Origin of the sequence: Ohtaekwangia sp. (assembly GCF_036568665.1) — a bacterium.
GTDB lineage: Bacteria > Bacteroidota > Bacteroidia > Cytophagales > Cyclobacteriaceae > Ohtaekwangia.
Map to the genome: position 1 here is coordinate 1 of NZ_DATCSD010000074.1, position 14,186 is coordinate 14,186.

Sequence of the window (14,186 nt, forward strand, 5' to 3'; positions counted from 1 at the left end):
CCGTACGGGTAAGCGATACCGGAATTTTATCGGTAGAATATTTATTGGCGTTGTCGAGTATATTCAGAAACGCAGTTTGCAAAAGCTGTGCGTTACCCTGTATATAGATCGGCCCTTTGGGTATATTTCGGATTACTTCGCGGTCGGGATGATGCAGACTGAATGCGGCAAGCGTTCGCTCCAGCACATCGGTAATATCAATAGTATCCAGTTCGGTATTACTGGCTCTTTCTTCCAGGCGTGCCAGCGTCAGCAGCTCCTGCGTTGTGTTAGCGAGTCGTTCGGTTTCCTGTAATACAACTTCCAGTGTTCGTTGGTATTCTTCCTGCGAGCGATTACGCGTAAGTGCCAACTCTACTTCTGCCATGATTGCTGTGAGCGGAGTCTTTAATTCATGCGAAGCATTCTGCACAAATCTTCGCTGCGTAATAAAGGCGCGTTCGATCCGTGTCAGCAGCGCATTGAATGTGAGAATGAGTTCATCGATCTCATCAATGGATGAATTGTCTTTACTCATCTTGAGCCTATAGCTCAGGTTATCTTGTGTAATATGATTTACATCTTCTACAACACGCTTTACCGGCAGCAGCGCGTTGCCGGAAAAATATAGCCCGGTAAGATAGGAGAGCACTAGGCTGATGGTCCAGCCTGCGATAATAGCATTGAGCAGGAAATCGAGTTCACGTTCGCCCGGAAGATCTTTGTCGGATACAAATACTAAATATAGTTCGTTGTTCACCACGTGTTTTCTTCCCACGGTAGTATATACTCCGCGTTCGGCATTGAACAGATCGTTGTCTTTCAAAAACGTGATCCATGTTTTCGGTATTATATAATCGCCCCGGCGATGCAATAAATTACCTTCCGGAGAGAAAATAGAGATGGAAGGATTCACCAGGTTAAATGTACCGGAGGGCATTACATCGCGCACCTGGGGTGTAGCATAATGCAATACTTCCAGGCTTGACTGTTGTGTAAGACGATCGATAAAATCAGCATGAACAAAACCGCGTGTGAAGAAGTATATAAACATCAAGATAGCACCTGTTACCAGTGCACTCACAATCATGAAGCGGAGGGCAAGTCGCTGACGTATTTTCACGCATCGGGAAGTTTTAAAATATACCCAAAGCCTGTTACGGTATGAATGAGCTTGGGTGTAAAAGGCTTATCGACTTTGTTACGAAGATAGTTAATATATACATCGATAAAATTGGTGCCTGTTTCAAAGTTAAGTCCCCATACCGATTCGGCAATCTCCAGTCGCGAACGAACCTTGCCGGCATTGTTCGCCAGGTATTCCAGCAAGGCATATTCCTTTGCGGTAAGCTGAATGGATTTACCCGCGCGCTTTACATCGCGTGCATCAAAGTCTATTTCCAGATCGCCCAGTATAAAAATATCCTGTGCAATATTATTGTCAGGCTGATGATTGTTGGCCACCAGTATTTTCTTTCTGCGCGTAAGCGCTTTGATGCGCGCATATAGTTCGTTGAATCGGAAAGGTTTGGGCAGGTAATCATCAGCGCCTGCATCAAGGCCGGCAACTATATCATCGCTCATGCCCAATGCGGTGAGCATCAATACCGGTGTTATCTCATCTTTCTCACGCAGTTGTTTACAAAGCTCCAGGCCGTTGAGCAACGGTAAATTTATATCCAGCAAAATCAGATCATAATTTCCACTCTTGGCCAGTCGCAGGCCGATCTGTCCATCAAAAGCAACATCGGCTTCATAGCCTGCTTCCGTTAGTCCGCGCTTCAATACTTCCGCGACCTTTGTTTCATCTTCTACAATCAATAGTCTCATGGTTAAGCATTATAAACGGTTTCTGCCTACTAAGGCAAGCAATATCCGTATATATAATTCCATTCTAACAAGTTTCTAATCCCCTAATAGAAATCTAATTCTGCTGTAAGTGAATCCTAATATCGTTAGGCAGGTTCAGACCGTAAAATTGTATCAGAAACAAACATACAATGCTATATGAAAAAGCTCGGTATTCTCATGCTGTTAGTCGCTGGTGCAACACTGGCTGTAAACGCTCAGGATGTAAAAACCAAAAGCGATAGTTACCCTTACTGGACTATTTCAAAAGACGTTCAACGGATGCAGTATAGAAATGTGAAATATATACCTGCCAGAATTACTACAGGCGATCTCGCCCTGAATGTATCGAAAGGTGTGCAGCGGTTGAACAGAAAACCACAGCCGGCGGGGACAGTAACGATGCCAGGATATCCGTCATGGATTATTTCCAAAGGTGCTGCCCGTATGCAATATGAAAAAAGTAATCCGCAGGATTAAAGATATCCCTGTTTAGGTCACAGGGTGAGTCGATTTGAGGGGTTAGGTTAGGTAAAGCCACGTGAAATTCTTTCATGTGGCTTTTTCGTTTTTTATACATATCGCTCTTTTTCGCCTAGACGTTCCGTTGGCAGAATCAAGTGAGCAAAAGCTTCCATATCCTCCCACTTTACACCACGCACAAAGACGTTTCGCTCAAAATAGCGTCCTATCGGCCTTTTTCTTCTATTCCTGCGAAGTGAAAAAACTTCAAAATCGACTTTTAAAGGGCTGAAAATGTGCTTTTTTCGGGTAAAATGGAAAAAAGTGGGTCAAAGTGGTTGAAAGTGGTTTAAAATTACCTATGTTTGCTTAGGAGAAAAAGACAACCACTACACGTCTATGACTTTCTTCACCAGTGAATATGAGAGTAAACTTGATGCGAAAGGTCGCCTGGTGCTGCCTGCGCGGATCAAGGCGCAATTGCCTGAGAACGAAGGCAATGTGCTGATGATCCGTAAGTCGCTCGATCCTTGCCTCATAATCTACCCGATGGTGGAGTTCAACAAGGTCTTCTCGAAAATTTCGGGATTGAATGAGTTTAATAAGGAGGCTGTACCACTACAGCGCAGTTTTTTCGCAGGAACAACCGAAGTCGAAATGGACAACAACGGTCGGATCCTGATTCCGAAAAAATACCTGGCGCATGCCCAGATCGACAAGGACGTAATCCTGGTCGGCATGGGGAACAAAGTAGAAGTATGGAATCCGACTCTATACGAGAAGCACCTGATCCAAGACCCAAGTGAATTGTCTGAGCTGGCGCAGAAGTATTTAGGTGAGTAGCGGTAATGCTATGAACACTGCTTTTGAATTAGAAAATCTTTTTCAAGCCTCGAGCTGTGAGCTTCGAGCTTTGAGATAGTTGTATAAATATATAGTTACCGTTGTGCTATGAAGAATTATAAGAAACTAAAGATTTGGCAGAAGGGAATGGATATAGTGCTGGCAACATATAGGCTGGCGGCACAATTACCAATTGAAGAGAAGTTTGGTTTGAGGAGTCAGGTTACAAGATGTTCCGTTTCAATTCCTTCGAATATAGCAGAGGGTAGTGCGAAGTCAAGTAAGAAGGATTATAAAAATTATCTGGAGATATCACTTGGCTCAACATACGAATTGGAAACACAAGTGCTGATTATAGATATGCTTGAAATTGGAGATAAAGCGCTGAGAAGTTCATTGCTTGATTTGTTGGATGAGGAGCAAAAAATGCTTCAGAGTTTCATTCAAAAGATTGGAGAATGAGCACCGCTCGAAGCTCGCAGCTCGGGGCTGGCAGCTACCACAAGCCTGTTATGCTGACGGAGTGTATTGAAAATTTGAATATAGCTCCCGATGGTATATATATAGATGTAACCTTCGGTGGCGGTGGACATAGTGCTGCTATACTGAAGCACATCAAAGATGGAAGACTGATCGCTTTTGATCAGGATGATGATGCGAGAAAAGAAGCAGAGAAGATAACGAGTCGTTCTTTTACATTTTGTCAGGCCAACTTCATGTATATGAAAAAGTACCTGAAGTTACACGGTGTAACCAAAGTGAATGGTATACTGGCCGATCTCGGAATTTCTTCACACCAGATCGATTCTCCGCAGCGTGGTTTTTCAACCCGTTTTGACGGACCGCTCGATATGCGAATGGATCAGAGTATATCGCTCACTGCCGCAGGTGTATTGAATGAATATCCGGAAGATCAGTTGCATAAACTCTTCGGTATATATGGAGAGTTGAAGAACGCGCGCACAGCAGCCCGGCTCATTACACAACAACGTGTTAACAAACCTTTTGCACGCACAGAAGATCTGAAGGCAGCACTGCAAAGTGTAGCCCCGCGTGGAAAAGAGAACAAATATTTCGCCCAGGTGTTTCAGGCGTTACGCATCGAAGTGAATGCGGAGATGAAGGCGCTCGAAAATTTTTTGCACCAGTGTGGCGAAGTGATGGAGACCGGAGGCCGACTGGTAGTGATGTCGTATCACTCACTGGAAGACAGAATGGTAAAGAACTACATCAACAAAGGAAAAGTCTTTGGTGAAGTAGACAAAGATTTTTTTGGTAACGAGATCAAACCTTTCGAAGCAGTATATCGCAAGCCGATTGAAGCTTCGGAAGAAGAGATCAAAGAGAACAGCCGGGCACGAAGCGCAAAGCTGCGGGTGGCAGAGAGGCTGGAAGATGTTAAGCGTTAATCGTTATCCGTTAATAGTTACACGTTATCCGTAACTACAGTTGAGGGTAACACTAACGAATAATGATTAATGGATAACGATTAACGAATAACGGTTAACTGATTAGGAACGTGGAGAACAAATTCAAAATAAAAGCCGGCAAGCCGGAGAACACATCCAACACTCCTCCTGTTGAAAGTACAACAAGTGGTGGTGGCGATAGTATGTTCTCAGGTATAGAGAAGCGCCTGAAGCTGGAGAGTTACTTTGAAGAAGGTTTTCCGGTGCAATACCTGCCGAAGATAATCTTTGTGCTGGTGCTGGCGATACTCTATATCAGCAATACACACTATGCTGAAAAAACAGTTCGCGATATCAACGCTATACAGGCAGAGGTAGAAGATATGCGCGCTGACTATACAACATTAAAGTCTGACCTCATGTTTGCCAGCAAGCAATCGGAGGTGGCACGAAAAGTAAAAGATTTTGGATTAAAGGAAAGTTTAACACCTCCATATAAAATAGTAGTAGAGAAAGGTGAATATTAAGAAGTCCATATTATTACGGGTACGCATTGCATTTCTGTTTGTGGTTCTGTTTGCCATCGCGGTGGTGATCAAGACAGGGCACATTCAGTTTGTAGAGGGAGAGAAGTGGGCCAAGATGGGCGAACGTATTTCTTTCGACTACAAACGTGTAAAAGCTACGCGCGGAAATATATACTCAGACAATGGAAGTCTGCTGGCTACTTCTTTGCCATTCTATAAAATAGCATTCGATGCTTCGCTTCCGAAAGACGAAGTGTTTAGTAAAGGTGTAGACTCACTGGCCATTTGTTTATCTAATTTCTTTAAAGACAAATCACGCACAGAGTATAAACGCTTACTGATCGATGCGCGCAACTCGCACCGAAAGTATATTATCCTCAGCAGAAAGCAGATCGACTACCAGGATAAGAAGACCATGATGGCGTGGCCGATCTTCCGCGAAGGAAGACTACGCGGTGGTGCTATATTCGAAAAGATCGATGTGCGCTATCGCCCCTTCTCCAATTTGAGCAGAAGAACCATCGGTTTTGTAAATGAAAATGAAACCGGTGCCGGATTGGAATATAGCTTCAATAAGCAACTCGGTGGTCAGGATGGTTATGCATACTATCAAAAATTAGCGGGTGGTGTGTGGAAGCCGGTATATGATGCGAACAATGTAAAGGCTGTTGATGGACTTGATCTTCAAACAACTTTAGATATAAACCTGCAAGATGTAGCGGAAACAGCGTTACACAAAGCCATGCTGCAGCACGATGCTGACGATGGTCTTGTAGCAGTAATGGAAGTAAAGACCGGTGAGATAAAAGCTATATCCAACCTGAGCACCGATGGTCACGGTAACTTTTTTGAGAAGTTCAACTTTGCTGCAGGTCGTTTGTTCGAGCCGGGTTCAACCTTCAAACTGGTAACGATGATCGCCCTGCTGGAAGATACCAACATAGAGCTGTCCGATAGTATAGATGTAGGCAACGGTGAATATACTTTCTATAACAAAACGGTGCGCGATCACGAAGATCACGGACTGGGTACGGTAACGATCAAAGAAGCATTCGAGCATTCTTCCAACGTAGCAATGGCGAAACTGGTAGATAAACATTTCGGTTTGCGTCCGCAGAAGTTTGTAGACTATGTAGATCGCCTCAAGTTATCGCAGCCACTGGGTGTACAGTTGGTAGGAGAGCCTACACCGAAAATAAAACGTCCGGGGCAGAAAGGATGGAGCGGTATCAGTTTACCATGGATGGCGTACGGATATGGTTTTGAAATTACACCGCTGCATACACTGGCGCTCTATAATGCTGTGGCGAATGATGGCGAAATGATCAAGCCTATTTTTGTAAAAGCGATTAAACGTGCGGACGAAGACGAAGAGACTTTTGCAACCGAAGTAATCAACGGCAAGATCTGTTCCGGTAAAACACTCGATCAACTCAAACTGTTGCTGGAAGGTGTAGTAGAGAATGGAACAGCGAAGAATATAAAAGGAACACACTACCGTATAGCCGGTAAAACAGGAACCGCACAGATACTGGAGAACGGTCGCTATACCAAGAAGTATGTTACATCCTTTGTAGGATACTTCCCGGCACACGAGCCGAAATATAGCGCTATCGTGCTGATCAAAAATCCGCGTGGCTGGTATCAGTATGGTAGCAACGTGGCAGCACCGGTGTTTAAAGAGATTGCCGATAATATATATGCACGTGATATAAACCTGCATCATCCGATGGATGTAAAGAAATTTACCAAGACAGATGTACTTCCGGTGATCCGTGCGGGCAAACAGGAAGAGCTTTCTATGCTGTGCAACGAACTAGGTATATCTAACCACTCTCTTACGGAAGAAGAGTGGGTGCGTTCATCACGTGCTGGTAATGGAGTAAACTGGAAGAAAGCTATAGAAGGTAAAGGCGTTGTGCCCGATGTAAAAGGTATGACTTTCCGTGATGCGATCTACCTGCTGGAGAAAGCAGGTTTGAACGTATACTATGAAGGTAAAGGACGAGTGGAACAACAGTCGATAAACCCCGGTGCGCGTGTAGGCAAAGGCGATCGTATATACATACGGTTGGGCTAGGCGCAAATGTGGAATTGTGAATAAAAATTGTGGATAAAATAAAGTAGAAGTATACAACCAGAACGTGGCCGAGTTAAAAGATATAGTATATAAAGTTTCCCTCACATCCAGCTATGGTAACATGAACCAGGCTGTAACCGGAATTTGCTTTGATTCGCGCAAAGCAAAGCCAGGCTTTTTGTTTGTGGCGGTAAAAGGTACTGTATCAGACGGGCATGATTATATAGCAAAAGCTATAGCCTTAGGTGCCGCTTCGGTTGTGTGTGAGAAATTACCCGAAATGATCGATGAAACAGTTACGTATGTAACCGTGAAAGACAGTGCACAGGCGCTGGGTATAATTGCTTCTAATTTTTATGACAATCCTTCAGCAAAGGTAAAATTGACAGGAGTAACAGGCACCAATGGCAAGACCACAACGGCTACGCTACTGTATCAACTCTTTACCAAGCTGGGATATGCTGTAGGGCTGATCTCTACGGTAGAGAATCGCATCATTGATAAAGTGATTCATGCTACCCACACCACACCCGATCCTATTCAGCTCAACGAGTTGTTGAAAGATATGGTGGAACAAGGCTGCTCGCATGTGTTTATGGAAGTAAGCTCGCATGCTGTAGACCAGGAGCGTATAGCAGGACTGAAGTTTGCCGGAGCGATCTTCACCAACATCACGCACGACCACCTCGATTATCACAAAACGTTCGAGAACTATATCAAAGCGAAGAAAAAATACTTTGATGAGCTTCCGCCCGATGCTTTTGCCCTGGTAAATGCTGATGATAAACGCGGCATGGTCATGCTGCAGAATACAAAAGCAACGAAATATACTTTTGGCCTGAAGAAGATGGTAGACTTCAAAGGGAAGATTATTACCAATTCCATTGAAGGACTGGAAGTAGAGATCGGTGGCAAGAATGTATGGTTTAAAATGATTGGTGACTTCAATGCTTATAATCTTCTTGGAGTATATGGCGCAGCAGTATTGCTGGGCGAAGATGCAGATGAAGTGTTAACGCAGTTGTCGTCATTGCGCGGTGCACCCGGAAGATTTGAACTTGTGCTGCCCGGATCGAAGATCACAGCGATCGTAGATTATGCACATACACCCGATGCATTGAAAAATGTGTTGGAAACTATAGCACAGTTCAGAACCGGTAATGAACAAGTAATTACCGTAGTGGGCTGTGGTGGTAATCGTGATAAGACCAAGCGACCGCTGATGGCATCGATCGCCTGCAGACTGAGTGATAAAGTAGTGTTGACTTCCGATAACCCGAGAGATGAAGATCCGATGGAGATCATCCGCGAGATGCAAACGGGCGTAACACCTACTGAAGCACGCAAGACGCTGGTAATTGCCGATCGCGAAGAAGCTATAAAAACAGCTTGCATGATTGCGAAAGAAAATGACATCGTGCTTATAGCCGGAAAAGGTCATGAGGATTACCAGGAGATCAAAGGAGTAAAGTATCCCTTCGATGATCGTGAAGTAGTAGAACGGATGCTGAAATTATTTAGTAGCGAAGAATAGGCGGTAACCTGCGCAAGCAGATATACCGGTATATATAACTGTAGTAGAGATGCTGTATTATTTATTCGATTATCTTAATTCATTGGACATTCCCGGAACGGGTGTGTTCCAGTATATATCCTTCCGTGCAGGGATGGCGGCATTTCTTTCGCTCTTGATCACGATCACCTTCGGGAAGAACCTGATCAATTACCTGAGACGTAAACAGGTGGGAGAAGATATCCGCGACCTCGGTCTGGAAGGACAGATGCAGAAGAAAGGTACACCTACCATGGGTGGGCTCATCATCATTGCAGCTATTCTTATACCTACGTTGTTGTTTGCCAAGCTCGACAATGTATATGTAGCGCTGCTGGTAATTGCAACGTGCTGGCTGGGCATTATCGGTTTCCTGGACGACTATATAAAAGTATTCCGTAAGAATAAAGAAGGTCTTGCCGGTAAATTCAAGATTGTAGGACAGGTAGGCCTGGGGTTGATCGTAGGACTAACCCTATATTTCAATCAATATGTAGTGGTGCGTGAGGTAAGCCCTGCTTCATTGGCAAGTATTGAAGTGAACAGCTTCCAGCAAGACCTTGAATCGAAGATCGAGTATAAAGATGTGAAGTCTACCAAAACTACGGTGCCGTTCCTCAAGAACAACGAACTGGACTATGGCAAGATATTGCCCTTCGTTCCGGAGAAATATACCTGGGTGATCTACGTGCTGGTGGTCATTGTAATTATCACAGCAGTATCAAACGGTGCTAATATAACGGATGGTATAGATGGACTCGCGGCCGGTACATCGGGAATTATAGGGCTCACGCTCGCGATACTCGCGTATCTCTCCGGTCGTATAGACTTTAGTAGTTACCTCAACATCATGTATATACCCAACCTGGCAGAGCTGGTAATTTTCTGTACAGCGTTTGTAGGCGCATGTCTTGGCTTCCTCTGGTATAATGCTTACCCCGCACAGGTATTCATGGGCGATACAGGTAGTCTTACACTGGGCGGAGTTATAGCGGTGCTGGCATTGGCGGTGCGCAAGGAACTGTTGATCCCTGTGCTGTGCGGTATATTTCTCATCGAGAATCTGTCAGTTATACTACAGGTATCATACTTTAAATATACCAAGAAGAAATATGGTGAAGGCCGGAGAATATTGCTGATGTCTCCGCTGCATCACCACTACCAGAAGAAAAATATACCGGAAGCTAAAATAGTAACACGCTTCTGGATCGTAGGAATTTTATTAGCGATACTAACCTTGGCAACGCTGAAATTGAGATGATGAAGCGCGTAGTGATATTGGGTGCAGGAGAAAGTGGAACGGGCGCAGCGCTGCTCGCGAAGGAGAAAGGTTTTGATGTATTTGTATCGGATCAGGGACTGATCAAGGATAAATATAAAACTGACCTTCAACGCTATGGAATTTCTTTTGAGGACAGCACACATACTGAAGCCGCTATACTTAACGCTGATCTTGTTATTAAAAGCCCTGGTATACCAGATAAAGCAGCGATCATCAAAAAGATCAAAGCAGCAAATATACCCGTGATCGATGAGATCGAGTTCGCGTCAAGATATATAGAAGGAGGAAAGATCATTGCCATTACCGGCACAAATGGCAAGACTACTACCACGTTGCTCACGTATCATTTACTGGTGCAGGCAGGCTATACCGTAGCACTTGCCGGTAACGTAGGGTTTAGTCTGGCAAGACAGGTTGCTGAAAAGAAATTCGACTGGTATGTGCTGGAGGTAAGCAGTTTTCAACTGGATGGAACGGATACGTTCAAGCCAGAGATCGGTATACTGCTCAACATCACACCCGATCACCTGGATCGCTACGAGTATACCATGCAGAAGTATGTAGACTCAAAGTTCCGGTTAATACAACGCATGGATGCACAGCAGCATTTTATATACTATAGAGAAGATGCCGTTATAGCAGGAGAGCTGGCAAAGAAGAAAATTATACCGGCACAACTTCCGGTATCATTAAAGAGCGATGCCAACACACAGGCATACTTCGATGGAGAGAAGATGCGTTTCAACCTGAACGGTGAAAGTTTTGCTATCGCACAGGCAGAAACAACGCTGAAAGGTCCGCATAACCTGATCAACACGATGGCTGCTGTTTCGGCAGCGTATCTGGCAGGAGTAAAGCTGCAGGCAATTCACGAAGGACTAAAAACTTTCAAGAATGCTCCGCACAGACTTGAGTCGGTAGCAACGATCAACGGTGTCGAGTTTGTGAACGACTCGAAAGCTACCAATGTAGATTCTGTAGTATATGCGTTGGGAAGTTTTGATAAACCATTGGTGTGGATTGCCGGTGGTGTAGATAAAGGAAATGATTACAACATCATTAAAGAAGATGTGCGTAAGAAAGCGCGTGCATTGATCTGCCTCGGCAAAGAGAACGACAAACTGAAGCAGGCGTTTGGCGATGTTGTACCGGTGATACAGGAAACACAAAGCGTTACCGAGTTGGTGCGTATGGCGTTGAAAGTGGCACATAAGGGCGATGTAGTTTTATTATCACCTGCCTGTGCAAGCTTTGATCTCTTTAAGAATTACGAAGACCGCGGAGATCAGTTCAGAAAGGCAGTACTCGACTTGAAGAAAGAAACGGAGGTATAGTATGGTAAAGATTAAAGAATGGGCCGACAGAAACCTGCAAGGTGATAAAGTCATCTGGGCAGTAGTCTTTGCGTTGTCAACCATCAGCATACTGGTAGTATATAGCTCTATCGGAACGCTGGCCTATAAACGCGCCATCAGTCCGGAGTGGATTTTGATCAAACATACTTTTACAGTATTGGCGGGTCTTGCGGCCATGTGGTTTGCCCACCGGGTGGATTATCGCTATTACTCCAGGATATCGAAGATCGCGTTGTGGATCAGTATACCTTTGCTGATATATACTTTCACCAATGGTGTTTCTTTGAATGACGCTGCCCGCTGGATATCAATACCGATCGTTGGATCGTTTCAGCCTTCGGATTTTGCCAGCCTTGCCTTGATTGTAAACCTGGCAAGTATGTTATCCAAGCGCCAGCAGAATATAGATGATATAAAAGAATCGCTTATACCGATCCTCTTCTGGTGTGGCATGATCTGCGGGTTGATCGCGTTGACCAACCTTTCTACAGCCGTGTTGTTGCTCATCACCTGTATGCTCATCATGTTCATCGGTCGTGTGCCTACTAAATATTTAGCCATGCTGGTATTTGTAGGTGTATTGTTCGGAGCACTTGCTGTGAAGTTTGGTGTGCGCGGAGAAACTGCGAAGCATCGTATCGAGAGCTTCATTAAAGGAACAGAGCTTCCGTTCCAGGCACAGCATGCACGCATTGCTGTTGCAACGGGAGGGGTACTGGGCAAAGGTCCTGGTAACAGCGATGAACGAAATATACTTCCGCATCCATACTCCGATTTTGTGTATGCTATTGTGATTGAAGAGTATGGTATGATTGGCGGCATTGTAGTGCTGGTGCTATACCTCGTGTTGTTGCATCGCGGCATGAAAGCATCCTATAACAGTGAGCGCGCCTTTGGCGGATTGCTCTCGGCAGGATTGTGCTTCGACCTGGTTTGTCAGGCGATGGTAAATATGGGCGTTGTTGTAGGGCTTGGGCCTATCACAGGGCAACCCTTACCACTCATCTCCATGGGAGGTACATCGATGGTATTTACCGGGCTCTCCATTGGCATCGTGTTAAGCGTGAGCCGTGGTGAACTGGACCAGCACTGGCAACAACAAACCGGTGGCGAAGAAAAAGAAGAGAAACAAAAAGAACCGAAGAATGTGGCTGCGAAAGTCGCTGCATAACAGTAGAAGATATAGTATAGATATACTTGAAAACATCAGAACCATACAGACTGATTATTAGCGGGGGAGGTACCGGTGGACATATATTTCCGGCAGTAGCCATTGCGAATACGTTTCGCGAGCGTTACCCGGATGCAGATATACTCTTTGTCGGTGCACAGGGGAAAATGGAAATGACACGCGTGCCGGAAGCCGGGTATAAGATCGTTGGTTTGTGGATCAGCGGCCTGCAGCGGAAGCTTACACTCTCTAACCTGATGTTCCCGGTAAAAGTGGTTTCAAGTCTTATGCGAGCGCGCAGCATTGTAAAACACTTTAAGCCGCATGCTGTAATAGGCACCGGTGGTTATGCCAGCAGCCCGGTAATGATGGCCGCTACACGTTTAGGTATACCTTCGGTTATACAGGAACAAAATTCATTCGCAGGTCTTGCCAATAAACAAGTGGCGGGCAAAGTGAGTAAAGTATGTGTAGCCTACGAGGGCATGGAAAAATATTTTCCGAAAGAGAAAATTGTTCTTACCGGCAACCCGGTTCGTAAAGATATACTCTCCACCGAATCGAAACGTGAGAAAGCGCTGAGTCACTTTGGTTTTGATGGCAATGTAAAAACGCTGCTCATTATAGGCGGAAGCCTGGGCGCGCGCACCATCAACGAAAGTATACTGGCAGGGATGGAGAAGATCGTGGATGCCAAGATCCAGATGATCTGGCAAACCGGTAAAGGATATTACGAGACCTATAAATCGCAGTTAGGTAAATATGATCTGCGCAAGATCCGCGTACAGGATTTTGTAAAGGAGATGGACCTGGCGTATGCCGCTGCCGATATCGTGATATCGCGTTCCGGAGCATTGGCCGTGTCGGAGCTATGCATCGCCAAGAAGGCATGTATACTCGTGCCGTCTCCGAATGTAGCGGAAGATCATCAGACAAAAAACGCCATGGCATTGGTAGAGAAAGATGCCGCGTTGATGATTACCGATAAGGAAGCCGGTGTAAAACTGGTAGAAGAAGCGTTGAAGCTTTTATTCGATGAAGGACGTGCGGGCAAGCTTCGCGCAAATATAGCGCAACTGGCCAGGCCCAATGCTACAGACGACATCGTGAATGAAATTGAAAAATTAATTGGAGTACGTAAGTGAAGATCGAACAATACGATAATATATACTTTCTCGGCATAGGCGGAATCGGTATGAGTGCGCTGGCACGCTGGTTTATGAAAAAGGGGCTGAAGGTTTCCGGCTATGATCGTACCGCCACTGCGCTTACTACGGAGCTGGAGAAAGAAGGTATGAAGATACACTTCGATGATGGTGTGGAATATATACCATCGGAAGTATTGCAGCAGCAGGAGAAAACGCTGGTCGTATTTACTCCGGCTATACCGAAAGATCACAAAGAGTATAATTACCTGAAAGAGAAAGGCTATACCATACTGAAGCGTTCTGAAGTATTGGGGCTGATCACGAAAGGGTATAAAACCATTGGTGTTGCCGGTACACATGGCAAGACTACAACGTCATCCATGGTGGCACATATACTGAAGGTAGCGGGGCGTAACATGGTGGGTTTCCTTGGAGGTATAACGACCAACTATAACTCCAACCTGGTAATGCAGGGCGATGTTACTCCGGAAACACTGGTGGTAGTAGAAGCAGATGAGTTTGATCGTTCG

14 protein-coding genes are annotated in these 14,186 nt (G+C 45.1%); 12 read left to right on the forward strand and 2 right to left on the reverse strand.

What is annotated here, in order from left to right; all coding sequences use genetic code 11:
* On the reverse strand, positions 1-1,102 hold a 1,102-nt coding region (locus tag VIN08_RS03855), incomplete at its 3' end, for a sensor histidine kinase (protein ID WP_331960506.1).
* Positions 1,099-1,809 (reverse strand): response regulator transcription factor, encoded by a 711-nt coding sequence (locus tag VIN08_RS03860; protein ID WP_331960508.1) that lies wholly within the window; start codon positions 1,807-1,809, stop codon positions 1,099-1,101. The genes VIN08_RS03855 and VIN08_RS03860, both read right to left, overlap by 4 nt.
* Positions 1,810-1,986: 177 nt before the next feature.
* On the opposite strand from VIN08_RS03860, the gene VIN08_RS03865 reads away from it, so the two are divergent.
* The 12 genes from VIN08_RS03865 to VIN08_RS03920 all read left to right on the forward strand — a co-directional run.
* Entirely contained in the window at positions 1,987-2,307 is a 321-nt protein-coding gene (locus tag VIN08_RS03865; protein ID WP_331960511.1) for a hypothetical protein, read from the forward strand.
* A 381-nt stretch (positions 2,308-2,688) separates the two neighbouring features.
* The gene (gene mraZ, locus VIN08_RS03870) at positions 2,689-3,132 is read left to right on the forward strand and encodes a division/cell wall cluster transcriptional repressor MraZ (protein ID WP_331960514.1); all 444 of its coding nucleotides are present in this window, start codon (positions 2,689-2,691) and stop codon (positions 3,130-3,132) included.
* 108 nt (positions 3,133-3,240) lie between these two features.
* Complete coding sequence (locus VIN08_RS03875) at positions 3,241-3,594, forward strand: four helix bundle protein (RefSeq protein ID WP_331960517.1); 354 nt, start codon at positions 3,241-3,243, stop codon at positions 3,592-3,594.
* Positions 3,591-4,541, forward strand: a complete 951-nt coding sequence (rsmH, locus tag VIN08_RS03880) for a 16S rRNA (cytosine(1402)-N(4))-methyltransferase RsmH (protein WP_331960520.1) — start codon at positions 3,591-3,593, stop codon at positions 4,539-4,541. The genes VIN08_RS03875 and rsmH overlap by 4 nt, the downstream gene beginning before the upstream one ends.
* A gap of 110 nt (positions 4,542-4,651) precedes the next feature.
* Positions 4,652-5,068 (forward strand): FtsL-like putative cell division protein, encoded by a 417-nt coding sequence (locus tag VIN08_RS03885; protein WP_331960523.1) that lies wholly within the window; start codon positions 4,652-4,654, stop codon positions 5,066-5,068.
* Entirely contained in the window at positions 5,058-7,148 is a 2,091-nt protein-coding gene (locus VIN08_RS03890) for a penicillin-binding protein (protein WP_331960526.1), read from the forward strand. The genes VIN08_RS03885 and VIN08_RS03890 overlap by 11 nt, the downstream gene beginning before the upstream one ends.
* Positions 7,149-7,212: 64 nt before the next feature.
* Positions 7,213-8,682, forward strand: a complete 1,470-nt coding sequence (locus VIN08_RS03895) for a UDP-N-acetylmuramoyl-L-alanyl-D-glutamate--2,6-diaminopimelate ligase (protein WP_331960529.1) — start codon at positions 7,213-7,215, stop codon at positions 8,680-8,682.
* Between the two features lie 49 nt (positions 8,683-8,731).
* The gene (gene mraY, locus VIN08_RS03900) at positions 8,732-9,961 is read left to right on the forward strand and encodes a phospho-N-acetylmuramoyl-pentapeptide-transferase (protein ID WP_331960531.1); all 1,230 of its coding nucleotides are present in this window, start codon (positions 8,732-8,734) and stop codon (positions 9,959-9,961) included.
* Positions 9,958-11,316, forward strand: coding sequence for a UDP-N-acetylmuramoyl-L-alanine--D-glutamate ligase (gene murD, locus VIN08_RS03905; RefSeq protein WP_331960534.1), 1,359 nt, complete (start codon positions 9,958-9,960; stop codon positions 11,314-11,316). The genes mraY and murD overlap by 4 nt, the downstream gene beginning before the upstream one ends.
* A 1-nt stretch (position 11,317) precedes the next feature.
* Positions 11,318-12,508: an FtsW/RodA/SpoVE family cell cycle protein gene (locus VIN08_RS03910; protein ID WP_331960537.1), complete on the forward strand. Its 1,191-nt coding sequence runs from the start codon at positions 11,318-11,320 to the stop codon at positions 12,506-12,508.
* A gap of 26 nt (positions 12,509-12,534) precedes the next feature.
* Positions 12,535-13,653, forward strand: a complete 1,119-nt coding sequence (gene murG, locus VIN08_RS03915) for an undecaprenyldiphospho-muramoylpentapeptide beta-N-acetylglucosaminyltransferase (protein ID WP_331960540.1) — start codon at positions 12,535-12,537, stop codon at positions 13,651-13,653.
* A partial coding sequence (locus VIN08_RS03920; RefSeq protein ID WP_331960543.1) for a Mur ligase domain-containing protein occupies positions 13,650-14,186 on the forward strand: 537 nt, incomplete at its 3' end. The genes murG and VIN08_RS03920, both read left to right, overlap by 4 nt.